The organism is Pseudomonas cremoricolorata, assembly GCF_000759535.1.
GTDB lineage: Bacteria > Pseudomonadota > Gammaproteobacteria > Pseudomonadales > Pseudomonadaceae > Aquipseudomonas > Aquipseudomonas cremoricolorata_A.
Window position 1 is genome coordinate 3,653,632 of record NZ_CP009455.1, and the last position, 23,209, is coordinate 3,676,840.

General features: G+C 65.6%; 24 protein-coding genes and 4 pseudogenes. 16 read left to right on the forward strand and 12 right to left on the reverse strand.

Annotated features, from left to right (window positions below):
- Nucleotides 1-134 precede the first annotated feature (134 nt).
- The 3 genes from pedF (at nt 135) to LK03_RS16625 (ending at nt 2,827) form a co-directional block, all read left to right on the forward strand.
- Nucleotides 135-572 (forward strand): cytochrome c-550 PedF, encoded by a 438-nt coding sequence (gene pedF, locus LK03_RS16615; RefSeq protein ID WP_038413491.1) that lies wholly within the window; start codon nt 135-137, stop codon nt 570-572.
- 273 nt (nt 573-845) lie between these two features.
- The gene (locus LK03_RS16620; protein ID WP_049870526.1) at nt 846-1,397 is read left to right on the forward strand and encodes a hypothetical protein; all 552 of its coding nucleotides are present in this window, start codon (nt 846-848) and stop codon (nt 1,395-1,397) included.
- Nucleotides 1,398-1,573: 176 nt separating this feature from the next.
- Nucleotides 1,574-2,827 (forward strand): arsenic transporter, encoded by a 1,254-nt coding sequence (locus tag LK03_RS16625; RefSeq protein ID WP_038413494.1) that lies wholly within the window; start codon nt 1,574-1,576, stop codon nt 2,825-2,827.
- Here the strand turns inward: LK03_RS16625 and LK03_RS16630 are convergent.
- Nucleotides 2,813-3,190, reverse strand: a complete 378-nt coding sequence (locus LK03_RS16630; protein WP_081951622.1) for a hypothetical protein — start codon at nt 3,188-3,190, stop codon at nt 2,813-2,815. The genes LK03_RS16625 and LK03_RS16630 overlap by 15 nt on opposite strands.
- Nucleotides 3,191-3,567: 377 nt before the next feature.
- Here LK03_RS16630 and LK03_RS16635 point away from each other — a divergent pair, with 377 nt between their 5' ends.
- From LK03_RS16635 to LK03_RS22910, 7 genes and pseudogenes are all read left to right on the forward strand, one after another.
- Nucleotides 3,568-4,881, forward strand: a complete 1,314-nt coding sequence (locus tag LK03_RS16635) for an MmgE/PrpD family protein (protein WP_038413495.1) — start codon at nt 3,568-3,570, stop codon at nt 4,879-4,881.
- 12 nt (nt 4,882-4,893) lie between these two features.
- Complete coding sequence (locus LK03_RS16640) at nt 4,894-6,243, forward strand: LLM class flavin-dependent oxidoreductase (RefSeq protein ID WP_038413496.1); 1,350 nt, start codon at nt 4,894-4,896, stop codon at nt 6,241-6,243.
- 3 nt (nt 6,244-6,246) lie between these two features.
- A complete protein-coding gene (locus LK03_RS16645; RefSeq protein ID WP_038413498.1) occupies nt 6,247-7,143 on the forward strand; it encodes an ABC transporter substrate-binding protein in 897 nt (298 codons plus the stop codon).
- Entirely contained in the window at nt 7,140-8,042 is a 903-nt protein-coding gene (locus LK03_RS16650) for an amino acid ABC transporter permease (RefSeq protein WP_038413499.1), read from the forward strand. Before LK03_RS16645 ends, LK03_RS16650 begins: the two co-directional genes overlap by 4 nt.
- Nucleotides 8,039-8,800 (forward strand): amino acid ABC transporter ATP-binding protein, encoded by a 762-nt coding sequence (locus tag LK03_RS16655; RefSeq protein WP_038413500.1) that lies wholly within the window; start codon nt 8,039-8,041, stop codon nt 8,798-8,800. Before LK03_RS16650 ends, LK03_RS16655 begins: the two co-directional genes overlap by 4 nt.
- A gap of 149 nt (nt 8,801-8,949) precedes the next feature.
- A pseudogene (locus LK03_RS22905) lies at nt 8,950-9,720 on the forward strand (MCP four helix bundle domain-containing protein); the annotation flags it as partial.
- Nucleotides 9,712-10,575: a methyl-accepting chemotaxis protein gene (locus LK03_RS22910; protein WP_430962083.1), complete on the forward strand. Its 864-nt coding sequence runs from the start codon at nt 9,712-9,714 to the stop codon at nt 10,573-10,575. The pseudogene LK03_RS22905 and the gene LK03_RS22910, both read left to right, overlap by 9 nt.
- A gap of 56 nt (nt 10,576-10,631) precedes the next feature.
- On the opposite strand, the gene LK03_RS16665 is transcribed toward LK03_RS22910, so the two are convergent.
- Nucleotides 10,632-11,402, reverse strand: a complete 771-nt coding sequence (locus tag LK03_RS16665) for an SDR family oxidoreductase (RefSeq protein WP_038413503.1) — start codon at nt 11,400-11,402, stop codon at nt 10,632-10,634.
- A gap of 130 nt (nt 11,403-11,532) precedes the next feature.
- Here LK03_RS16665 and LK03_RS16670 point away from each other — a divergent pair, with 130 nt between their 5' ends.
- Both LK03_RS16670 and LK03_RS16675 read left to right on the forward strand, forming a co-directional pair.
- Entirely contained in the window at nt 11,533-12,297 is a 765-nt protein-coding gene (locus LK03_RS16670) for a hypothetical protein (RefSeq protein WP_038413504.1), read from the forward strand.
- Nucleotides 12,298-12,371: 74 nt separating this feature from the next.
- On the forward strand, nt 12,372-13,400 hold the full coding sequence (locus LK03_RS16675; protein ID WP_081951623.1) for a sterol desaturase family protein: 1,029 nt from the start codon (nt 12,372-12,374) through the stop codon (nt 13,398-13,400).
- Here the strand turns inward: LK03_RS16675 and LK03_RS22565 are convergent.
- From LK03_RS22565 to LK03_RS16690, 3 genes and pseudogenes are all read right to left on the reverse strand, one after another.
- Nucleotides 13,356-13,793 (reverse strand): annotated as a pseudogene (locus tag LK03_RS22565) (AraC family transcriptional regulator); the annotation flags it as partial. The gene LK03_RS16675 and the pseudogene LK03_RS22565 overlap by 45 nt on opposite strands.
- 224 nt (nt 13,794-14,017) lie before the next feature.
- The gene (locus LK03_RS16685; protein ID WP_038413506.1) at nt 14,018-14,929 is read right to left on the reverse strand and encodes a dihydrodipicolinate synthase family protein; all 912 of its coding nucleotides are present in this window, start codon (nt 14,927-14,929) and stop codon (nt 14,018-14,020) included.
- Nucleotides 14,930-14,963: 34 nt separating this feature from the next.
- Entirely contained in the window at nt 14,964-15,746 is a 783-nt protein-coding gene (locus LK03_RS16690; protein WP_038413507.1) for an aldolase, read from the reverse strand.
- 127 nt (nt 15,747-15,873) lie between these two features.
- On the opposite strand from LK03_RS16690, the gene LK03_RS16695 reads away from it, so the two are divergent.
- A complete protein-coding gene (locus tag LK03_RS16695; RefSeq protein ID WP_038413508.1) occupies nt 15,874-16,404 on the forward strand; it encodes a helix-turn-helix domain-containing protein in 531 nt (176 codons plus the stop codon).
- Here LK03_RS16695 and LK03_RS16700 read toward each other — a convergent pair.
- Nucleotides 16,401-16,841, reverse strand: a pseudogene (locus tag LK03_RS16700) (LysR substrate-binding domain-containing protein); the annotation flags it as partial. The gene LK03_RS16695 and the pseudogene LK03_RS16700 overlap by 4 nt on opposite strands.
- On the opposite strand from LK03_RS16700, the pseudogene LK03_RS16705 reads away from it, so the two are divergent.
- Nucleotides 16,840-17,357, forward strand: a pseudogene (locus tag LK03_RS16705) (MFS transporter); the annotation flags it as partial. The pseudogenes LK03_RS16700 and LK03_RS16705 sit on opposite strands and share 2 nt — an antisense overlap.
- A 19-nt stretch (nt 17,358-17,376) precedes the next feature.
- Here LK03_RS16705 and LK03_RS16710 read toward each other — a convergent pair.
- Entirely contained in the window at nt 17,377-17,742 is a 366-nt protein-coding gene (locus LK03_RS16710; protein WP_038414786.1) for a MerR family transcriptional regulator, read from the reverse strand.
- Between the two features lie 82 nt (nt 17,743-17,824).
- Between LK03_RS16710 and LK03_RS16715 the strand changes: the two genes are divergently transcribed.
- Entirely contained in the window at nt 17,825-18,229 is a 405-nt protein-coding gene (locus LK03_RS16715) for a hypothetical protein (protein WP_038413510.1), read from the forward strand.
- A 78-nt stretch (nt 18,230-18,307) separates the two neighbouring features.
- Nucleotides 18,308-19,180, forward strand: a complete 873-nt coding sequence (bla, locus tag LK03_RS16720) for a class A beta-lactamase (RefSeq protein ID WP_081951625.1) — start codon at nt 18,308-18,310, stop codon at nt 19,178-19,180.
- A 4-nt stretch (nt 19,181-19,184) separates the two neighbouring features.
- Here the strand turns inward: bla and LK03_RS21625 are convergent, their stop codons facing one another.
- From LK03_RS21625 to LK03_RS22035, 5 genes are all read right to left on the reverse strand, one after another.
- Nucleotides 19,185-20,225, reverse strand: a complete 1,041-nt coding sequence (locus LK03_RS21625) for a hypothetical protein (protein WP_049870528.1) — start codon at nt 20,223-20,225, stop codon at nt 19,185-19,187.
- A gap of 298 nt (nt 20,226-20,523) precedes the next feature.
- Nucleotides 20,524-21,519, reverse strand: a complete 996-nt coding sequence (locus tag LK03_RS16730; RefSeq protein WP_038413511.1) for an aldo/keto reductase — start codon at nt 21,517-21,519, stop codon at nt 20,524-20,526.
- Nucleotides 21,520-21,636: 117 nt separating this feature from the next.
- Nucleotides 21,637-22,488 (reverse strand): LysR family transcriptional regulator, encoded by an 852-nt coding sequence (locus LK03_RS16735; protein ID WP_038413512.1) that lies wholly within the window; start codon nt 22,486-22,488, stop codon nt 21,637-21,639.
- Nucleotides 22,489-22,613: 125 nt separating this feature from the next.
- Nucleotides 22,614-22,838, reverse strand: a complete 225-nt coding sequence (locus LK03_RS16740; protein WP_038413514.1) for a hypothetical protein — start codon at nt 22,836-22,838, stop codon at nt 22,614-22,616.
- A 180-nt stretch (nt 22,839-23,018) separates the two neighbouring features.
- Nucleotides 23,019-23,174, reverse strand: a complete 156-nt coding sequence (locus tag LK03_RS22035; protein ID WP_081951626.1) for a DUF2986 domain-containing protein — start codon at nt 23,172-23,174, stop codon at nt 23,019-23,021.
- Nucleotides 23,175-23,209: the final 35 nt, after the last annotated feature.

Below are 23,209 nucleotides of genomic sequence, written 5' to 3' on the forward strand. Positions count from 1 at the left end.
AAGCACTACGACCAAGGGAGCATTCGCCGCGCGCCAAGGCAGCATGGGGTCGCGCGCAGCACCTTCCTAGGATGCTGGCAGGCCCTCGCCGGAGGGCTATTGCGGGCTATCCGAAGACGTCGAGGACAATAACAATGACAACCCTTACCAAGGCCCTGAAGCGTGCCGTGCTGCTGCTGGGCCTGACCACCGCCGGCAGCGTGCTCGCCCACGGCAATGTCACCCCCACTGCGGTCAAAACCGAAGGCCTGACGCCACTGGGCAGCGAATGGCGCGCAGAAAACCCTTATCGCACCGGCAAGGACCACGACAAGGCAGTGGAAATCGGTGCCTCGGCCTACAACCAGAACTGCGCGGCCTGCCACGGCCTGGAAGCCAAGTCCGGCGGCATCGCGCCCGACCTGCGTCAGCTCGATGAGGGCGAAGCGGGGGACGAGTGGTTCGTCGAACGGGTGCGCAACGGCGCGGTGCGTGATGGCCGGGTGTACATGCCGAAGATGGCGGATTTCCTCAGCCAGGAAGCGCTATGGGCGGTGCGCACGTACCTGGACAGTGTGCGTGTGACCGAGTGACGTCGTGCTACCGAGTGTGAGGTTGAGACCGGGCATTGCACGGTAGTGATGCAGTTCGCCTTTCTTCGATTTAACGACATCCTCTTCACACCCTTTTCACCAGCGCCTTGGCAAGGTAGAGCCACATCCGTGAAACACTTGGCCCGCCTTCCCCAGCGGGCTTTTCTTTGCCTGTGATTTGCAGGGTGAAATTGGCTGGTCAAACCAGCAGCGCGACTGTTCGGATGCACGCTCGTACCGTAGGATGAACGCCTTTTTCTACAGGGACTTGGCGTGAACTTCTCGAATCCGGTTGTCTTTGTTCTCGCACCTGCCAGCCTGCTGCTGGGCGGCTACCTGCTAGTGCGCTGTATCGGGCTGGCCAAGCGCATGATCTTTCCCGCCGTGAAGATTCGCTTCGCCGCCAGCGCCGAGCCATTCGCCTTTCACTTGCCGCAGCCGGGGCGGTATGCGGTGAATGTCGTGATTCCCCCGATGAAGTTGCTGATTGGCGTGGCGCACTTTTCCGCGCGCTTCGCCATCACCACCGCCGCCGCTCAGCCGCTCACCTACCGCTCCTATGGGCGCGCGCTGTTCACCGTCGATCGTACCGATATGGCCGGTAAGCGCTCGATGCCGCTGGGTAGGTTCGACTGCGCGCAGGCCGGGGACTTCACCCTCACCTGCCTGAACCCGGAAACCATCCGCGATGAGTATCAGCTTGAAGTCGCACCGGTTGTGCCGGTGCTCAAGCTCGTGCCGCTGATTCTGGCGACCCTGGTCGCCGCGCACATGACCATTGGCGGGCTGGTGATTTCACTGATTTGCCTGTTTGGGCAGGCTTGAGTCCGGTCTCCGGCTGCGAGTAGGCGCTGCTTCAGGATGAAATTCGCGCCACCTGTGGAGCGATCAGGCCAGCCTCAGGTCTGACGCTCAAGCGCACGGACGCCACGCGCAGTGGTTATCCTGCATCGCTGTTCTCCCACGCTGTCTTTCATCGGCCTTTCCCTTGAGCCTCGCCCATGCCTGCATTCGATTCTTCAGTCGCCATCTGGACCATCGCCGCCGTCGCCACCGCCGCGGTCATTCTGCGCCCCTGGCGGGTGCCGGAATGGATCTGGGCGGTGAGCGGTGCCGTGCTGTTGACCGTCATCGGCCTGATCGCGCCGCGCGCCGCGCTGGCAGCGGTGGCCGAGGGGCGCGACGTGTATTTGTTTCTGGTGGGGATGATGGTGCTGGCTGAGCTGTCGCGTCAGCAGGGGCTGTTCGACTGGCTGGCGATGTATGCGGTGCAGCACGCCAAAGGCTCGGGGCAGCGTCTGTTCGACTTGGTGTTTCTAGTCGGCACCGTGGTCACGGTGTTTCTTTCCAACGACGCCACCGCCGTGGTGCTGACACCGGCGGTCTACGCCGCCTGCCGCGCGGCCAAGGCACCGCCGCTGCCGTACCTGTTCATCTGCGCCTTCATCGCCAATGCCGCAAGCTTCGTGCTGCCGATCTCCAATCCGGCCAACCTGGTGGTGTTCGGCAGCGACATGCCGGCGCTGCTCGACTGGCTGCGCCTGTTCAGCCTGCCGTCGCTGGCCGCCATCGGCCTGACCTACCTGATGCTGCGCTGGGCCGTGCGCGGGCAGATTCGCCAGCCGTTGGCGCTACAGGTGACGCTGCAACCGCTGTCCAGCGGCGGGCGCTTGTGCGCGCTGGGCATCGCGCTCACCGCAGCGGTACTGCTCGGGGCCTCGGCCCTGCACTGGGAGCTGGGCCTGCCGACCTTCTGCGCGGGGCTGTTGACTGCCGGGCTGATTCACCTGCGCCAACGGCGCTCGCCGGTGCCGGTGCTGAAGAACGTGGCGTGGGGGGTGTTGCCGCTGGTGGCGGGCTTGTTCGTGCTGGTCGAGGCGGTGGCGCAGACCGGGGTCATCGAACGTCTGGCGCACGGCCTGCAGCAATTGGCGGCGCATTCTCCGGCGCAGGCGAGCTGGGCGGCTGGCCTGTTGTCGGCGTTGGCCGGCAACCTGATGAACAACCTGCCCACCGGGCTGGTGGCAGGTTCGATCGGCAACCTCAGTGACCTGCCCGCGCAGACCACCGGGGCGCTGCTGATCGGCGTCGACCTGGGCCCCAACCTGTCCATCACAGGTTCCTTGGCCACCTTGCTGTGGCTGGCAGCCATTCGCCGGGAAGGTGAGCATGTCGGGGCCTGGGACTTCCTGCGCCTGGGCCTGCTGGTGATGCCGCCAGCGCTGATCGGCGCGCTGGCCTTACTTCACGTTTGAAGCAGGGGCGAGCGGGGCAGGCGGGGTCTTGAGCTTGATCACGTCACCGGAAACGGTGGTGGTGTAGCCGTTCAGGACCCAGGCCCAGAACCATTTTTCCTGCACTTGGGTGTTGATCAGTGCATCACCGCCCTTGGCCTTGATCGCCGCGTTCTGCGCGCGCACGAAGCGGGTGTTCTGATGGATCGGGATGAGGTTGAACAGCATCAGGCCGGTGGCCGACGCTTCGCTGTGGCCGAGCACGGTGTACTGGCTGGCGTCGTAGTGCGGGGTGGTCATCGGGGTGCCGGTGCAGCCTGCCAGGGTGATGGCGAACAGGCCAGCGGCCAGCGATTTTGAGATGAAATTCACGCCTAACTCCATGAGTAAAAGCCCCGGATCCATTTCCGTGGGCGCACTATTTTATTCGTCTTATCAACTATTTGTAACGCACTCCTGACAAACGTTCTCACGTACGTCCCGCCAAGCGCCTGTTTCTACCGTGGCCCGTGCCGCAGGGCAGAAAGGTTGAACCGGGGTGTTCGCGGCATTTCAAACACCTCAGCCAATCCCTTTGTAGCGGGCATTGAACGCCGCTTTTCGCGGCTGATCCTGCCCAGGGACGCGTTCTGCGATAGCCATAGGCCAATATGGAATAACCAATAACCTTTGGTTATTGGCGAAAGTATTTATAGAACAGGAAAATCTCAATCCATCCGAATCGATTGACCTAGGTCAAGCCTTGCAGTGAAAGGTGCCTTTTGAGTAATTCCCTGAGCGAGCGGCTGGCCGACGCGCTATTGAACACCCGACCACGGGACCTCGAACGCCAGCTCGCCCGCGATGGGCTGGTGGACTACTTTGCCTGCCTGTTGCCGGTGCACCTGGGGCTGCTTCAGGACGCTGGCCTTGCGCCGGTGCGTCAGGTCTATCCGGCGCAGCACAGTGTCGACAACCACGCCCTGCAACTGGGCTACATGAGCCATGCGCTGGACTTCGACGATTATCACGCCACCTTCCGCGGCCACCCGAGCACGGTGGTGCTCTCGACCCTGCTGGCGTTTTTGGCGCACCCTGCCGAGGTCGCGCAACACGAGCGCTTACTCGATGCCTACGTGATCGGTGTCGAGTTGGCAGGGCGCCTGGGCAAGGCCATTGGCACCCGGCACTACGCCGCCGGCCTGCACAGCACCGCAACGCTGGGGGTGATCGCCGCCACGGGCGCGGCGTGCCACCTGTTGCAACTGAGTGCCCAGCACACGCAAATCGCCCTGGGCCTGGCCGCAACCCAGGCTGCGGGGCTGCGCGCGCAGTTCGGCAGTGCGGCCAAGGCGCTGCACGCAGGCCTTGCGGCGCGTCAGGCAGTCAACAGTGTGCAACTGGCGGCCAGTGGTTTTGCAGCACAACCCCAGCAGGTGCTCGAGCAAATGCTCGAGGTGCTTGGCTTCGGCGTTGCCCAGCCCGAGGCGCTGCTGGCTGACTGGGGCGCGCCCTGGCGCATCGTCAGCCCCGGCCTGGAATTCAAGCGTTATCCCACCTGCGGCGGCACCCACAGCGCCATCGAAGCGGCATTCGCGCTGCGCGCCGCCGAGGGTTTCGCGCTCGAGCAGATCGCCGCCATCGAGGTGAGCTTTCCACCCGGCGCCGACACCGCGCCGTCGATTCGTCAGGCGCACACCGGTGTGGAGGCGCGTTTCAGCCTGGAATACGTGATCGCCGATGCCTTGCGCAACGGCGAGGTGGCGTTGCCGCGCTACACCGACGGCCCGGTCGATGCGCAGATCGCAGCGCTGGCGAGCAAGGTGCAGCGCGTGCCCGACCTCAGCGCCCCGGCCGATGAACTCGACCCCGACAAACGTTTCCACCGCCTCACCCTGACCCTCACAGATGGCAGCCAGCGCAGCCACTGCGTCACCCGCATGCAGACCGTCGCGCTGCCCACCGACGTGCGCGGCAAGCTGCAGCGCAACCTGCAAGACTGGCCGCAGGCGCAGCGCGTGGCACTGGCCGCAGACCTTGAACTGCCTGACGATGCGGCGTTGCAGCGGCTGCTTTCCCTCATTCGTTGCCCATAAGGATCGTTCGCTATGTCCGTGTCACAGACATCACCCCGTCAACTGCGTCTTGGCCTGTTCGTGCAGGCGCTGGGGCACCATGTCGGCGGCTGGCGCGCCGACGGTGCGCAAGGCTCACCGACCGATATCGACTGGTTCACCTGGATCGCCAAAACCGCCGAGCAGGGCAAGTTCGACATGTTCTTCGTCGGTGATGCCCTGGCCACCAGCGTGCACCGCCTGCCCTCGACCATGTCGCGCCTGGAACCGCTGACCTTGCTCTCGGCCCTGGCCGTGCAGACCCGTCACATCGGCCTGGCCGCGACCGCCTCGACCACCTTCGATGAGCCGTTCCACCTGGCCCGTGCGCTGTGCTCGGTCGACCACATCAGCGGCGGGCGCATGGCCTGGAACGTGGTCACCTCGTTCTCCGCCGATGCCGCGCGCAACTTCAGCCGTGAAGACCTGCCGTCCCACGCCGACCGCTACGAAGTGGCCCGCGAGTTCCTCGACGTCGCCTTCAAGCTCTGGGATGGCTGGGAAGAGGGCGCCATCGTGCGCGACAAGCACAGCGGCCAGTACAGCGACGAAAGCAAGATTCACCCGGCCAACCACAAGGGCAAGCACTTCCAGGTGCAGGGCCCGCTGAACATCGCCCGCTCGCCGCAAGGCCGTCCGGTGATCATCGAGGCCGGCTCCTCGCCGGCCGGCCAGCAACTGGCGGCGCAGACCGCCGAGGTGGTGTTCACAGCAGCCGCGTCGCTGGAGGAAGGCCAGGCCTTCTACCGCAGCCAGAAGCAGTTCGTGCGTGACGCCGGGCGCAATCCCGATCACCTGCTGATTCTGCCGGGGGTGATGCCCATCGTCGGCCGCACCCGTGAGCAGGCCCAGGCGGTGTGGGATCAGCTCAACGAGCTGGTGGACATCGACAACGGTATCGAACAGCTGTCGGCCCGTTTTGGCACCGACATGCGCGCCTATCCGCTGGATGGCCCAGTGCCGGAAATCGCGGCTACCGAGGGCAGCCAGAGCCGGGTCAAGCTGCTCACCGAGCTGGCCGCGCGGGAAAACCTCACCTTGCGCCAGCTTGCCGCCGTGGCCGCAGGGTCGCGCGGGCACCGCGTGGTGGTCGGCACCGCCCAAGACATCGCCGACGACTTCCAGCAGTGGCTCGAGCAGGGCGGCGCGGATGGTTTCAACATCATGCCGGCAGTACTGCCCGAGCAATTGCAGCTATTCGTCGAACTGGTGATCCCTGAGTTGCAGCGCCGCGGCCTGTTCCGCGACGAGTACCAGTATTCGACCCTGCGTGAAAACCTCGGCCTGCCGCCGGTCACCGACAACTTTGCCGCCGTCGCCGCACTGGCGAGCGAGAAGGAATAACCCATGAAGCCTCTGACCTTGATCGGCGCCGTCGCCGCCCTCAGCGCCGCTGGCAGCGCCTTCGCTGCCGAAGGCGGCGTACCGTTCGCGGCCAGCGCCAAGCCTGCCGCGGACCCTGCGCTGCACGCCAGCCTGCCCGAAGCGATCCAGAAACGCGGCTACCTGGTGGCCGGGACCAACCCCAACACCCCGCCGACCACCTTCTACCAGGCCGACAACAAGACCCTGGCCGGGCGTGAAATCGACATCATCAGTGCCGTCGCCGACCGCCTGGGGCTCAAGCTGCAGATGCGCGACACCGGCGGCTTCGACAACATCATTCCGGGGCTCAAATCGGGCCGCTACGACGCGGCCCTGGCCAACATCGACGCCAACAAGAAGCGTCTCGAGCAGGTCGATTTCGTCGGTTACTACAACGCCTCGAAGCTGGCGCTGATCGGCCGCGCCGACGCCAACCTGGGGCCGTTCAACAGCCTCGACGCACTGTGCGGGCAAACCGTCGGCGCCGGCGCCGGCACCTCCCAGGTGACCCGCCTGCAACAAGCCAGCGAGGCCTGTGTGGCCGCCGGCAAGCCGGCCATCAGCGTGCCGATTTTCCCTGACCGCCCAGCCGGCGTGCAGGCGGTGATCAGCAGCCGTGTGCCGATGTTCTTCGGCCCCTACGAGGGCCTGCGTTACCAGGCCAGCCAGGTCAAGGCGCTGAGCGTGGCCGGGGAAATCACCATCGAGGACACCATCGTCGCCATCGCCCTGCCCAAGCAGTCGCCGCTGGGCGAGCCGATCCAGGCCGCGCTGAACTCGCTGATCAAGGACGGCACCTACCAGCAGATTCTGGATAAATGGGACATCGGCTTCGGCGCCGTGCAGTCGGCGGGCCGCAACGAAGAAATCGCCAAATGACGCCACGCTCCGACGACGACATCGCCGGCCTGCGCATCGTCGGCAACCGCCACTGGGGGCGTTGGGCCAGTGCCGTGCTGGTGTTGCTGCTGCTGGCGCTGGTGCTGCATTCGATGCTGGAGAACCCGCGTTTCGAGTGGGACGTGGTGGCTGCCAACCTCACCGAGGAATCGATCCTCAACGGCGTGCTGATGACCATCAAGCTCACCGCCATCTCGGTGCTGTTCGGCTTTGCCGGCGGTACCGTGCTGGCGCTGATGCGGCTGTCGTCCAACCCGGTGCTGGTCAGCGTCAGCTGGGCCTACACCTGGTTCTTCCGCGCCGTACCGATGCTGGTGCAGCTGTTTCTCTGGTACAACATCGCCGCGCTGTACCCGCGCCTGGCGCTGAGCCTGCCCTTCGTCGGCGAGGTCTGGAGCGCGGCCACCAACGAGGTGATCAGCCCGTTCAGCGCGGCGGTGCTGGCCCTGGTGATCCACCAGTCGGCGTATGCCGCCGAGATCATCCGCGCCGGCATCCAAAGCGTGGGCGCCGGTCAGCTGGAAGCGGCCAAGGCGCTGGGTTATCGGCCTGGGCAGATCTTCCGCCAGACCGTGCTGCCGCAGGCCATGCGCACCATTCTGCCGCCGGCGGGCAACGAGGTGATTGGGCAACTCAAGACCACCGCCGTGGTGTCGGTGATCGCCTTGCAGGACGTGCTGTATTCGGCGCAGATCATCTACCAGCGCACCTACGAGGTGATTCCGCTACTGCTGGTGGCCACCGCCTGGTACTTGCTGATGACCTCGCTGCTGTCGGTGCTGCAGCACTTCGTCGAGGTGCATTTCAGCCGCGGCAACAGTCAGCGCCGGCGCAACTGGTTGGGCCGCGCGGTGCCGCGTCAGGAGTCTGAAGCATGAGTGAAGCGATCCGCCTGCGCGGCATCCACAAGCAGTTCTCCGGCAACCCGGTGCTCAAGGGTATCGACCTGGACATCGCCGCCGGTTCGGTGACGGTGATCCTCGGGCCGTCCGGCTCGGGCAAGTCGACCTTGCTGCGCTGCATCAACCACCTGGAGAAACTCGACGGCGGCACCGTACACGTCGGCGATACGCTGATCGGCTATCAGCGCAAAGACCAGACACTGCATGAGCTGCCGGAAAAGCGCGTAGCCGAGCAGCGCCAGCGCATCGGCATGGTGTTCCAGCAATTCAACCTGTTCCCGCACCGCACGGTGTTGCAGAACATCGTCGACGCACCGCTGCGCATTCGCGGGCAAAAGCGCGCCGAGGTGCAGGCACGGGCCATGGCCTTGCTCGAACAGGTGGGTCTGGCGCACCGCGCCCAGGCCTGGCCGCGTGAGTTGTCGGGTGGTCAGCAGCAGCGCGTGGCGATCGCCCGTGCCCTGGCGATGCAGCCTGAGGTGATGCTGTTCGACGAGCCCACCTCGGCCCTCGACCCGGAACTGGTCGGCGAGGTGTTGCAGGTGATGAAGCAGTTGGCCCACTCGGGCATCACCATGGTGGTGGTCACCCACGAGATCGGCTTCGCCCGCGAGGTGGCCGACAACATCGTGTTCATGGACCAGGGCCAGGTGGTCGAAGCCGGTGATGCACGTCGTTTGCTGGACAACCCGCAGCATCCGCGATTGCGGGAGTTTCTGGCGAGTGTGTTGTAGGGATTGGGCCAGCCTAGCTGGCCCCTCTTTGCCCCGAAGAAAGCCCGGAATTTTCTCGCCGCGTAACTAAAGACTTGCCAGCCCCAACCGATACGCTGGCATGTCTTCCTTTTTCGCATGGATCGCGATCCTTTCCGGATATCTGATCCATGTCTATTCGCCGTTTGAACATCGCTCCGCGCGCGCTGCTGGGCTTCTCTCTGATTGGTGTGCTGATGCTCGCCCTGGGCATCTTTTCCCTGGTGCAGATGGGTGATATCCGTCAGGCCGGGGTGAAGATCGAAACCGTCGGGGTGCCCAGCATCAAGGCGCTCAACGAGCTGACCACGGCCAACCTGCGCCTGCGCACGCTGACCTACACCTTACTCGCCAACCGTGACCCGCAAAGCCAGGCCGAGACCCTGCGGCGCATGGACGAGCGCAACGCGCAGACCGACAAGGCGCGCCAGACCTACCAGAACCTGGTGGAAGCGCAGAATGAGCAGGTGATCTTCGATCACTTCGGGCAGTTGCTGGGCGAGTACCGGCAACTGGAAGCGCGGGTGCGTGAGCTGAGCAGCGCCAACCGCCTCGATGAGCTGCGCGCCTTGCTCAACGGCGACATGCTGAAGAACTCCGAAGCGATCAACCAGGTGATGGGCGAGCTGGTGCAGTTCAACACCGACCAGGCGCGCAAGAGCAACGACGCCGCCCAGAACAGCTACGACAGCGCCATCACCCTAGTGATCGCGCTGCTGATCGTGGCCACGCTGCTGACCTTCATCTTCGCCTTCGTGCTGACCCGCAGCATCGTCAAACCGGTGGAAGATGCCCTGCGTACCGCCGAGCAGATCGCCGTGGGCGACCTGACCCACCGCATCGAAACCGATGGCACCGACGAAGCCGCACGTCTGTTGCAGGCCATGGCCAGCATGCAGGCGCGTCTGCGCGAAACCTTGCAGCAGATCGCCGGCTCGGCCACGCAACTGGCCTCTGCCGCAGAAGAGCTCAACAGCGTCACCGATGAAGGCGCGCGCGGCCTTGCCCAGCAAAACGCCGAAATCCAGCAGGCCGCTACCGCTGTGACGGAAATGACCAGCGCCGTGGAAGAGGTGGCGCGCAACGCCGTGAGCACCTCCCAGGCCTCCGCCGAAGCCAGCCGCTCGGCCGGTGATGGCCGTGACCTGGTGCTGGAGACGGTCAGCGCCATCGAACGCATGAGCGGTGATGTGCAGGCGACCGGCAAGCTGGTCGAGGATCTGGCCGGGCAGTCGCGTGACATCGGCAAGGTGCTCGATGTGATCCGCGGTCTGGCTGACCAGACCAACCTGCTGGCGCTCAACGCTGCCATCGAAGCCGCACGCGCCGGGGAGGCGGGCCGTGGCTTTGCCGTGGTGGCCGATGAAGTCCGCGCGCTGGCCCATCGCACGCAGCAGTCGACCAGCGACATCGAACGCATGATCGGCAGCATCCAGGGCGGCACCGAGCATGCCGTGGAGTCGATGCGCACCAGCACCGAGCGCGCCGAGTCAACGTTGAACATGGCCCGTGGCGCCGGTCTGGCGCTGGACACCATCGCTGGCGCGGTGTCGCAGATCAACGAACGCAACCTGGTGATCGCCAGCGCTGCCGAAGAACAGGCTCAGGTCGCCCGGGAAGTGGACCGCAACCTGGTCAACATCAATGACCTGTCGGTACAAAGCGCCGCTGGCGCCCACCAGACCACTGCCGCCAGCGCCGAGCTGTCGCGCCTGGCCGTTGACCTCAACACGATGGTCGGTCGTTTCCGTACCTGAGGCCGCAGCGCTGCACCGGGCTCACAGGGCCCGGTGCAGGTCTGACGTCGTCGCGCTCACCACTCGATCCGCTGCCCATCCCACGCCCAAAACGAGCCACTGTCCGTCGGCCCGTGCTCGGCGATCAGCGCTAGCAGACGTTGGGCAGTGAACTCGGGCTCGAACAGTTTGCCTGGCGGGACATTGCCCTGGAACGGCTGCGACAACTCGGTATCGGTGGTGCCGGGGTGCAGGGCCAGCACGGTGGACTGGCGGTTCAGCCGGGCCAGTTCGATGCTGGCGCTGCGCAGCAACTGGTTCAGCGCGGCCTTGCTGGCGCGGTAGCTGTACCAGCCGCCGAGGCGGTTGTCGCCGATCGAGCCGACCCGTGCCGACAGTGCGGCAAAGGTGCTGGGCTGGCCGCGCAGCAAAGGCATCAGGTGCTTGAGCAGCAGGATGGGCGCAAACGCATTGCTGGCAAAGCTGCTGTGCAGCCCGGCCAAATCCAGTTGCGCCAGGGATTTCTCCGCCACCGCGCCATCCTGATGCAGGGTGCCCAGGCTGCACAGCACCAGGTGCAGGTGCGGGCAGTGCCCGGCGACCGTCTTGCCCAGCGTGGCCAGTTGCTCTTCATCGCGGGCATCGCAGTCGAGCCGTTGCAGGCGCTCGCCGTATGCGGCGGCCAGCTGGGCCAGCGCGGCCTCTTCACTGGCGCGCCGCGACACGGCCCAGACCCTGGCTACATCGTCACGGGCCAGTAATGTGCGGCACAGCGCCAGTCCGATACCGCGGCTGGCGCCGGCGATCAGCACCTCGGCAGGTTCATCTAGATAAGGGATCAGCGACACGGTCAGCATCCTTGGGGCAGGGCAGGTCAGCATGCCCCAGCCGGCACGCTGCGGCCAAGGGCCAAGTCGATTCCCCAAAGCGGGTCGATTGCGGCATGCTGCAGCTCCTTTCGCCATCATTACCTGCGCCATGACCGTCTTCTACCTCAAGCTTGTGATCACCCCCTTGCTGATGCTCGCCATCTCCCTCGCCGGGCGGCGCTGGGGGCCGCAGCTGGGCGGTCTGTTGTCCGGGTTGCCGCTGACCTCGGCGGTGGTGATGCTGTTCGTCAGCCTCGAGCAGGGGCCGCAATTCGCGTGGCAGGCGGTGCCGGGGGCGCTGGCGGGGCTGGCGGCGATCCAGGCCACGTATCTGTTCTACTTTCTGTTCACACGCAAGGTTTCGGCATGGCTCGGTTGCTGCGCTGCGCTGCTGTTCTATGGCTGTGCGGGATGGGCCATCAGCCAGTTCGGCGGCCTGCTGCTGCCGGTGCTGCTGACCCTGGCGATGCTGCTCGCCAACCTGCTGGCGACCCGTGCGGAACTGCCCGGGCGCAACGCCTCGTTCGTGCCCTTGCCGCGGTGGGTGATTCCCATGCGCATGGCCACCGCCACCGCGCTGCTGCTGCTGATCACCACCACCGCGCACTGGCTGGGGCCTGTGGTCAGCGGCATGCTCGCGCCGATTCCGGTGATCGCCTGGCCCTTGGCGGTGTTCGCCCATGTGCAGGGCGGACGCCATGAACTGGCGACCATCGTGCGCGGCAATGCCATCGGCGCGGTGGGGGTGATCGGTTTCTACCTGACCTTGCACGGCACCTTGCAGGCCTGGGGCATTGGCCTGGCCGTGGCGCTGGCGGTGCTGCTGGCGGTGCTGGTCACCTTCGTGCTGGCAAAGCTGCTCAACCGCCGTTAGCGCTTTGCGCGGCTGGTTCAAGCCGGCCGCGTCGCCACCGCCCATGCTGGACCTTCATCACTTGCGAGGTCCGTATGAACACCTTCCTGCGTTACTGCTTCGCCCCGTCGCTGTTCGGCCTGAGCATCGGCCTGGCCGTCTGGCTGCTCGATACCCACCAGGCCCATCCCCTGTGGCTGCTGGCCGTATTGCTGAGCGCCCTGGCCGTGAACCTGTGGGTGGAGCGGCGCATCCCGTTTCGCCCGCGCTGGAATCAGGATCACCACGACACCTGGCGCGACACCTTGCATGCGCTGACCATCGAAGGCGGCAACGTGCTGTTCTTGCTGGGGCTGTCGGCGCTGGGCGGGCACGTCACGCTCTGGGCGCTGTGGCCGGCGCACTGGCCGCTTGCGCTGCAACTGCTGCTGGCGTTGGTCTGCGCCGACCTGGGCATCACCCTGGTGCACTGGGCCAGCCACCGCTCGGCGCGGCTGTGGCGCTTGCATGCCGTGCACCATAGCGTCGAGCGCATGTACGGCTTCAACGGCTGGATGAAGCACCCCTTGCACCAAGCCCTCGAAGCCTGCGGCGGCGTGCTGCCGCTGTTGCTGCTGGGCATGGGCGAAGAGGTGGCCGTGCTGCTGGCCTTCAGCGTGGCGATTCAATTGCTGCTGCAGCACAGCAATGCCGACATCGCCTGGTGCGGCCCGGCAAGCGTCATGGCCTGGGCGCCGGTGCACCGTTGGCACCACCTGCGCTATGGCCGTGCCGGGGATGTCAATTTCGGGTTGTTCTTCACTCTTTGGGATCGCCTGCTGGGCACCTGGTTCGCCGCCGACCCTGAGGCACTGGCCGAGGATGACCTGGGCATCGGCAGCCAGCCGAACTACCCGCGCGGGTATCTGCAACAGTTGCTGGCGCCGTGGCAGCGTTTGCCCCATCAGCCGTGCCCACCGTTGCCCGCTCGGCTGCGCTCAGTCGACCAGGCGCACGCTGCCCATGCTCAGGTCGGCGCGAATGCCCAGCAGGCGGCGCACGCTGCGCGACAGGTGGGCGCCGTCGGCAAAGCCGGCCGCGTGGGCGGCGACGGTCAGGCTGCATCCAGCGAGCACCTCCCGTAGCGCCAGGCGCAAGCGTTGCCAGAGCAGCAGACGCTGCAGGGAGATGCCCAGTTGCGCGCCGGCCAGGCGCTGCAATTGACTGGCCGACAACCCGGCCAGCGCCGCCAGGGTGGTCGGTGCCGGTGCGGCGGCGGGGTCGGCGAGCAGGGTGTCGAGGGCGCGTTGCAAGCGCCGGTCGAGCGGCGGCGGTGGGATCTGCCGCAGGCGCTCGAGCAAGGCCTCGGGCGTGTTCGGTGGCGCTGACGCAAGGGCTGCAGCCAGGGCGGCTTGAGCGTAGGCGTGGGGTTCGGCGAACAGCGCCAGCACGGCCTGTTCAGGTTGCTCGAAGGCGTGCGGGCAGCGCGAGGCAATGAACAGCTGATCGGCTTCGACGCGCTGCCCATCGAGCCACATCACCAGTGGCTGACCGTCCAGACGGGCTAACCACTGATGCGGATGATGGGCGTGGGCGCGGGCATGCCCGCACACGCCATGGAACACCAGCGCGTGCGGAGCAAGCCAGGCATCGCCTCGCCAGGGCGTTTCGACAACGGGTTGCGGCACGGCAAAGGCTCAAGGATGAGGGGTGGTCAGGATCGCTGAATACCCCGCGCCGAGCAATCGCCGCCTGGGTGCAATCAGTCTTTGGCCTCGGCCAGCAACTCGACGTCGAGTGCCGATAGCAGCCTGCGCAAGTGCGCCTGTTCAGGCGCTTCGAGCACTTGCAGCGGCAGGCGTGGGGCGCCGACCACCAGGCCGGTCATCGCAAGGCCGGCCTTGACCGTGCTCGGCAGGCCGCGGCGGGTGATGTAGTCGAGCAGCGCGTATTGCTGGTAGAACAGGCTGCGCGCCTGTTCCAGCGCGCCGTCCTGCACCGCCTGCCAGAGCGCCAGGTTGAGCGCCGGAATCAGGTTCGGCGCCGCCGTGCACCAGCCGCTGGCGCCAGCCACCAGCGCTTCGAGGGTCAGCGGGTTGCAGCCGTTGTAGAACGCCACCCGGCCCGCGCTCGCGGTGTGCAGGCGGTGCATGCGCTGGATGTCACCGGTGCTCTCCTTGACCATGGTGACGTTGTCGACCTCGGCCAGAATGCGCAGGATCACCTCCACCGAGAGGTCGGTGCCGCTGGTGCCGGGGTTGTTGTAGAGCATGATCGGGATATCGATGGCCGCGCCGATGGCCTTGTAGTGCTGGACGATCTCGGCGTCGGTGAGTTTCCAGTACGACACCGGCAGCACCATCACTGCAGTCGCGCCGCACTCGGCGGCCAAGCGTGCACGCTGCACGGTGCGCGCGGTGGTCAGGTCGGACACGCTGACCACCGTCGGCACGCGCCCGGCGATGGTCGCCAGGCTGTAGCGCACCACCTGCTCCCATTCGCTGTCGTTGAGGTAGGCGCCTTCGCCGGTGCTGCCCAAGGGAGCGATGGCGTGAACGCCGGCGTCGATCATGCGCTCGATGGAGCGGCCGAGGGCTTCCAGGTCGAGGGCACCGTGGGCGGTGAAGGGGGTGATGGTGTAGCCGATGACGCCGCGGATTGGAGCACTAGACATGTCATTCACCTGTATCAGCAAAAAGGGGCAAGGGTCAGTTCAGGCAGTCGCCGTGGCTGCGCAGGGCGCGCCGGGCGTAGTAGTTGAAAGCGGCGCCGTGGCGCTTGGGCGTGGAAATCCAGTCGTGGGCCTGCTGGCCGAGGGCGGCGGGAATCGGCTGGACCTCGCCTGCGGCCATCGCCAGCAACTGCATCTTCGCGGCGCGCTCGAATAGCATGGCCAGCACGCAGGCCTCTTCCACGCTGCTGCCGGCCACCAGCAGGCCATGGTGCGAGAGCAGAATCGCGCGCTTGTCGCCAATGGCCGCGGCGATCAGCTCGCCTTCCTCGTTGCCCACCGGAATGCCCGGCCAGTCCTTGAGGAAGGCGCAGTCGTCGAACAGCGGGCACAGGTCCATGTGCGACACCGCCAGCGGTACTTCCAGCATCGACAGCGCGGCGCTGTGCAGCGGGTGGGTGTGAATGATGCAGTTGACGTCAGGGCGGGCGCGGTACAGCCAGCTGTGGAAGCGGTTGGCCGGGTTGGCCATGCCCTCGCCACTGAGCAGGTTGAGGTTTTCATCGACCAGCAACAGGTTGCTGGCACTGATTTCATCGAAACCCAGGCCCAGCTGCTGGGTGTAATATGCGCCAGGCTGTTCGGCGCGGGCGGTGATCTGCCCGGCCAGGCCGGAATCATGGCCGGCGTCGAACAGAATCCGGCAGGTCAGGGCGAGTTTTTCCCGCGTGCTGTAGGTGCAGTCGGCAAGGGCCGTGAGCATCTGCCGCTGGGCCAGTTGAATCAGTTGCTCTTTCGGGGTGTCTAGGGTCGCAGTCATGGGGTAGCTCCCGGGCGAATGGGTGAAGCGGCCACCGGTCACGGCAATGACGCGGGGCGCCCACTCAATCTAATGACACTTTGTGTCATATGCAACAATTATGTGTCATTCAGAGTCAAGGAACAGCATGTCGGTACAGCTCAGAGTGTTGCGCAAGAAGATGGGCATGACCCTGGAACAACTGGCCGAGCAGACGGGGCTGACGAAAAGTTACCTGTCCAAGGTCGAGCGTGGCTTGAGTTCACCCTCGATTGCGGTGGCGCTGAAACTGGCCAAGGCGCTCAACGCCCAGGCCGAGGAACTGTTCAGCGACCAGGCGCTACCGGCCGAGGGTTACAGCCTGGTGCGCGCCCAGCCTCGCGAGAGTGATGCCAGTGGCCCGGCGCACGTGCCCCTGGCCCGGCACATCGGTGACCGCGCATTGCTGCCGTTCATGGTCTACCCACCGCGCTCGTTCGCCCATTCGGCGTTCAAGGAACACCTGGGCGAAGAGTTCGTATTCGTCCACCGCGGCACCGTGGAAGTGGATTTCGGCAACGAGTCGCTGATCCTCGAAGAGGGTGATGCCTTGCACTTCAACGCGCAGAAATCCCACCGCATCCGCACCGTGTCCGAGCAGCAGGCGCAGCTGCTGGTGGTGGTGCACAGCAGCGACTAGCCTGCCGGCGCCGCTAAGACCAGCGGCTGGCACCAGTGCCCGGCCTGGTGATGGGCCACCAGAAAATCGACGAACACGCGCACCCGCGCCGGCATCGCCGGGCCGCCGACGAACACCGTATGGATCGGTTCCTGATCGCCGGGGTTGAATGGCTCCAGCAGCGCCTGAAGGCGTCCGCTGGCCAGGTCATCATTGACCGAAAAGCGCCCGATGCGGGCAATCCCGGCGCCGAGCCGGGCGAACTGGGCCAAGGCTTCGCCACTGCTGCACTCGATGTTGCCGGCAACCTTCAAGGTGAGTTCATCGCCCCCGATGCGAAACGGCCAGTCCGGCGCAGCCCGGCGAAAGTTGAAGCGCAGGCAGTTGTGCCGGGCGAGGTCGCCGGGGTGTTCGGGGGTGCCGCAGCGTGCCAGGTAGTCGGCCGAGGCGACGATCACCTACATTGCGCCGATCTTGCAGCTCGAGGCGGGTGCGTCGTCGACGTTCATCACCGCGATGCTGGTGCTGTTCGGCATCGGCCTGACCCTGGGCAACCTGTGCGGCGGCAAGGCGGCGGATCGCTCGGTTAATCGCACGCTGATCGTGTCGTTGCTGTGCTGATCGGGGTATTGCTGGCCTTCCCGCTGGTGCTCGGCTGGGCGCTGCCGACGGCGCTGGCGGTGCTGGTGTGGGGCGCGGCCAGCTTCGCCCTGGTGCCGCCTCTACAAATGCGCGTGATGCAGGCGGCCAAGGCCGCACCGAACCTGGCTTCGGCAGTGAACATCGGCGCCTTCAACCTGGGCAATGCGATTGGCGCGGTGGTTGGCGGGGCGGTGATCCAGGCCGGGCTTGGCTATGCGGCAATCGCCCTGGCCGGCGCCGGCATGGCGGCGCTGGGCCTGGTGATGGTGCTGGTGATGGCGGCGCGCACACCTGCCGGGCAACTGCAGGGCTGCGCCGCCGATTACGGCTGAAGACTGCTTCGCGCAAGGCTCAGGCCGGCACACTCACCTCACGCAATGGACACTGCTGGGTCAGGCTCTGGCGCAGGCCGTCGCGCAGCTGTTGCAGGGCCAGCAGGCGTTCTTCGATCAGGGCCAGTTTTTCCGTCAACAGCCGGCGAATGGCCTGATCCGGGTCGGCGGCCTGCCACAGCGCATCGACGTTGCTGCCGATTTCCTCGAGGCTGAAGCCCAGGCGCTGAGCGTTGCGGATGAACAGCATCAGCTGCACGGTTTCCACCGGGTAATCACGATAACCGTTGGCCCGGCGCTGGGCGCTGATCAGCCCCCTGGCCTCATAGAACCGCAGCGTATCGCGGCTCACGCCGCAGGCCTGGGCCAGTTCACCGATGCGCATCATCACCCCCTGGAAAGACTTGACCCTGGAGCATACTCCAGGCTTTAGCCTGCGCGCTTCATCGATCAACAAGGACGGCAACATGTGGAGTGAAACGGGGTATTTGAAACTGGTGCGGGCAAGCGGGCTGTACGACCTGCTGATCACCGCGGCATTCGTCACACCGTGGAGTTTCAGGCTGCTGCACGCAGCGCTCGGCGATCTGCACGGCCAGTTGGGGCTGGCCGGTACGCTGCCGGCGTTCGGCCCCGTGCAGATGATGATGGCCAACCTCATGGGGTCGATCGTCTGCGTCTGGGCGTGGTTGCGTATTCGCCATGCGCAGCAGCGCCTGGGCCGTTATGACGCTGCTGGCCGGGTGCTGTTCGCCTGCTGGCAGGGCTACGCCCTGAGCCAGGGTGCGACGGCACTGATCTCGCCGATTCTCGCGCTGGAGGTGCTGTGGGCGGTGGCGCAACTGTGGCCGGTAAGGTCGGCGCGCGCCTGAGGTGCGCCCAACCCGGCCTTGGAGGGCAGGGCGTCAGCGGTTAGGCTTGGCGCCCCTTTCTCGCTCGAAAACCTTGCCATGAAGGCTGATTTTTCTCGCCGCCGCGTGCTTCAGGGCGCTGCCGCCGGTTCGACGCTGCTCGCGCTGCCAGGCTGGGCTGCCGACTCGGCAGACTCCCGCTTCCAACGGATCGAGCGCGAGCATGGCATCACCCTCGGCGTCTTCGCCCTGGACACCGGCAGCGGCCGCCAGTTGGCCTACCGCGCCGACCAGCGTCTGCCGATGTGCAGCACCTTCAAAGTGATGCTGGCCGGCGCCGTTTTGCAACGCAGCCAGACTGAACGGGAACTGCTGGCGCGGGTGATCCGTTATCCGGCCAGCGCCCTGGTGGTGTATTCGCCGGTCACCGAGCGCCAGGTCGGGCAGGGCATGAGGGTTGCCGAGCTGTGTGCTGCGGCCCTGCAATACAGCGACAACACCGCCGCCAATCTGCTGCTGGAACTGTTGGGCGGTCCGGCCGAGCTGACGGCTTTCGCCCGCCGCCTGGGTGACCCGGTATTTCGTCTCGACCGTATCGAACCTGACCTCAATAGCGCACTGCCTGATGATCCGCGCGACACCAGCAGCGCTCAGGCAATGGCGTTGAGCCTGCAGCGCCTGGCGCTGGGTGACGCGCTCGATCACGCCGGCCGTGGGCAACTGCAAACCTGGCTCAAAGGCAACACCACCGGCGCCAAGCGCATTCGCGCAGGCGTACCGGCGGGGTGGACGGTGGGCGACAAGACAGGTTCCGGTGACTACGGCGTGGCCAACGACGTGGCGCTGCTGTGGCCAGCGGGGCGCGCGCCCTGGGTGCTGGCCGTGCTCAGCCGCAGCGCCGAGGCCAAGGCGGCCTGGCGCGATGCTGCCCTGGCCGAGGCCACCCGGGTAGTGGTATCGGCGTTGGGCTGAGCGGTCAGTTGCGCCAGCAACCGGCGAAGCGCTCGCAGACATCGAAGCGTCGGTCGAGGTCGGCCATGCGTGCCTGGTGGGCGCTGTAGTTTTCCCTGAGCGCTTGCTGCTCGCTGCGGTTGTAGAACTCGAGCATGTTGCTGTTGTTGGAAGCCGAAACGCTGCGGTCGGCCTTGGGGTTGTCGGGCAGCAGCCGTTCGAGGTCGGCGGTGTCCATCGGCGCCAATTGCCTGCGGTAGTACTCTTTGTAGCCCTGCAGGACGTCGACCTTGGCCTGTTGCGCATCGGCGAGGAAGCGCTCGATGTTGCGGCGGTATTCGCTCCAGTAGGCCGCTGGCAGGTCGATGCCCATGCGCGTTTTGCGCGTTTGCACGGTGTTGTCGATGCTGGTTTGCAGCGACTGCGGCGGGCGGTTCAGCTCAGGCTTCATCTTGTCGATGATGCTGGCGTCGATGATTCGCTCGATCAGTGCCGAGCGCTCGGGCGACTGCGGTGCGATCGGCTCGATGTTCGGGAAGAGCCGGTTCGCCCCAGCGCAACTGGGCAGGCCTCGCTCGACCACCGGCAGCGGCGAGCGAAGGGCTTTACCGTTCTGCTCGGTGAGCACGTTCAGGGTCAATTCACAGCCTCTGCGCGAAGAGTCGAACGACACTTCGTATTCGCCGTGCTTTTGCGGAACAAGGTTGAAGCGCAGGGTGCAGGCATAGCCGGTGCCAGTGGTATTGGCCTGGGCGGAGTAGTCCACGCCCGGTTGCAGGCGCACTTCCACATAGGCCTTGGCACCTGCCGGGGGCGCCACGCGCATGTCGGCGCGGCGGTTGGCATTGGCGCTGAAGATATTGTTGAGCATGCCGGTACTGCGCCCATCGCAGTGCTCGGCATCGAACAAGGCCATGACGGTGTTTTCGTTGCTGCTGATGAAACGAAGTTTCGCCGCATCATCACCCGTGGCATCCGGGTAATTACCGTTGAACATGCAACCACTGAGGCTCAGGGCAAACACACTGGCGGTGCCGAGTACACGGCATTGGGAAAACTGCGACATGCTGGGGTATCTTCCTTGACTGCAAATTCGGCGCGGGAAATCGTCGCCGCGGGAATTCCAGGCTCCGTACGAAAAGCCTTGATACTTGGTGATACTGCGTTGAAAACAGCCTCGGAATGCTCATTTACACTCAGTAAAGTCGAGCGCGACTCCGACCGCTTCCTCGGCTGTTTTTGCGGGGACGCCTAGTCGGGGCCGCCATCGGCCTTGTCTCCCCGGCGTCTCAGGACTTTTCATACAGAACCTACGGTCGTTTCAGCGTGAAAGCGCCCGGCCGCATGGCCAGGCGCTGTGGCGATCACTTGAAGCCTGTGACCTTGTGCGGCACGTAGGGCGCCTCAAGGCGGGCGATGTCCTCGGGGCTCAGGGTCAGCTCCAGCGCGGCGATGGCATCGTCGAGCTGCGCGGGCTTTGAGGCACCGACGATGGGCGCCGACACACCTTGGGTGTTGAGCACCCAGGCCAAGGCCACCTGCGCCATCGGCACGCCACGCTCGAGCGCCACCTGCTCGACCACATCGATTACTTTGCCATCCTCGACTTCGGTGCCAGCGTAGAACGACGCCCCCGATTCATCGCTGAGGATGCGCGCGGTCTGCTCGCCCTGGGGGCGAGTCAGCCGGCCGCGGGCCATGGGGCTCCAGGGCATCAGACCGACGCCCTGGTCGCGGCACAGCGGAATCATCTCGCGCTCCTCCTCGCGGTACAGCAGGTTGAGGTAGTTCTGCATCGACACGAAGCGGCTCCAGCCGTTACTTGCGGCCACCTGCTGGGCCTTGGCGAACTGCCAGGCGTACATCGACGAGGCGCCGATATAGCGCGCCTTGCCGGCCTTGACCACATCGTGCAGGGCTTCCATCGTCTCCTCGATGGGCGTGTGGTAGTCCCAGCGGTGGATCTGGTAGAGGTCGACATAGTCAGTGCCCAGGCGGCTCAAGCTGGCGTCGATGCTGGTCATGATCGCCTTGCGCGACAGGCCCTGCTCGTTGGGACGGTCGCCGCCCTGCCACATGTTGGCGGGGAAGAACACTTTGGTGGCGATCACCGTTTCATCGCGGCGGGTGAATTCCTTGAGCAGCTTGCCGACGATCTGCTCGGAAGTGCCGGCCGAGTAGCTGTTGGCGGTATCGAAGAAGTTGATGCCGTGCTCGACCGCATGGCGAATGATCGGCCGACTGGCCTCTTCGCCGAGGGTCCAGGGGTGGGTACCGGCGTCCGGCTCGCCAAAGGTCATGCAGCCCAGGCACAGCCGCGAGATGTCCAGCCCCGTGTTGCCGAGTTTGACGTAGCGCATCGTAATCTCCTGTAGAGCCTCGCTCGCCGACGGTGGCGGGCGACCAGTAGCGGTGACGATACCGACGCCGCAGGTGTAGGGAAATTCCCTATTCGCGCACCTGGGCTCTGCATAAATTCACAAGCGCAGCAATGGCCGTAAACAGTGCTGCACAAAGTCCATCACCGCGCGGATACGTGGCGTGGCGCGGGCGTCTTCGTGTACCGCCAGCCAGATTTCGATGCTCATCGACCCGGCCTCGGGACGCGCCGGCTCCAGTTGATGCTCCTTAGCCATGAACGTCGGCAGGCAAGCGATGCCAGCGCCACCAGCGGCCGCCTCGGCCTGAATGCGCAAGTCGTTGCTGTGCAGCACGAACGGCCCGTCGCCGGCCTGTTGCAGCAGCCAGCGCTGCTGCGGCGACTTGGCCTGGGACTGGTCGTAGCCGATGTACGCAGGCGCTAGGCCACGACGCAGGTAGCTCGCTGCGGCGTACAGACGGTAGTCGAGATGGCCGAGCAGTTGCGCCACCAAGGTCGGCTCGCCGGGGCGGCTGAGGCTGATGGCGATGTCGGCTTCGCGGCGGGTCAGCGAGGCACGTGACTTGCTGCCGATCAGCTTCAGCGCCAGTGCCGGGTAGCGCGCCAGCAACTCTCCGCTGCGCCGTGCGATCAGGCTGCCGAGCAGGGCCGGTGGGGCGCTGAGCACCACCTGACCTTCGATGGCCTGCTGCCCGGCATTGGCGAAGTGCTCCAAGGCAAAAGATGCCTCGCCCATCTGCTGGGCCATCTCGCCGACCCGCCGATCATGATCGGTCAGCACATAAGCGCGGGGCCGCCGATCGACCAGCTTCAGGTTAAGCGCCGCTTCCAGGGCCGCGATGCGCCGGGCCACGGTGGCGTGGTCCACGGCCAACGATTTTGCCGCAGCCGACAGGGAGCCTGCGTTGACGAAGGCGGCGAAATAACGGAGGTCTTCCCAATCGAACATGACATGGCCCGGCAACGGTAGGCGTGCAGGGTAAGCCATAGCGGGGCAGGAGGAAACGCTGGGCGCGTGGCAAGGCAGCGAGGGCGGGCGCCGTACAGCGACGGCGCGCGGGGCAGGGCGGGACGTCAGCGCTGGGGTTTTGGCTCGACGTTGGCCAGACGTTCGTTGATTTCGCGGGTCTGTTCTTCCAGCTCTTTCACAGAAGTCGGCGTGATGACCTTGTCAACCACTTCCGTGGCAGGGTTGACCGGCTCGAGCACCGGGTCAGGCGAACCCTCGCCGCGTTGGGCTTCATCGGAAGAAATAGGACGTGGGACTTTGTCCCCGGAATGGGTGTCGGTGGGCTTCATGGGGTGCTCCTTAACAAGCATCAGGTGTCTTAAGAGCAGAACCTGTGACGCTGGAAAAGTTTGATTGGATCGCGTCACCGCCCCCCCTCAGGAGCGGGCGGGCCGCCGGTGCGGTTCACCTGCGATCCAAGGAGCAACCTTGGCAAGACCAGCGGCGCCAGCGCCGCAGGTCAATCACGCTCACTCACCGCTGGTTTCAGCCCCGGCCTCGGCTTCAAGCTTTGCGCGGTCGGCCTTGCTGATGTAGCGCGGTTTGCTGCTGCGCGGGGCCAGCTTGGCGCTGGCTTTCTTGGCGTTGGCCTTGAGCAGTTGGTTGATCTTCTTGCGGCGGTTCATGGTCGGTACTCGTGCGGACAAGGGCGCAGCATAGC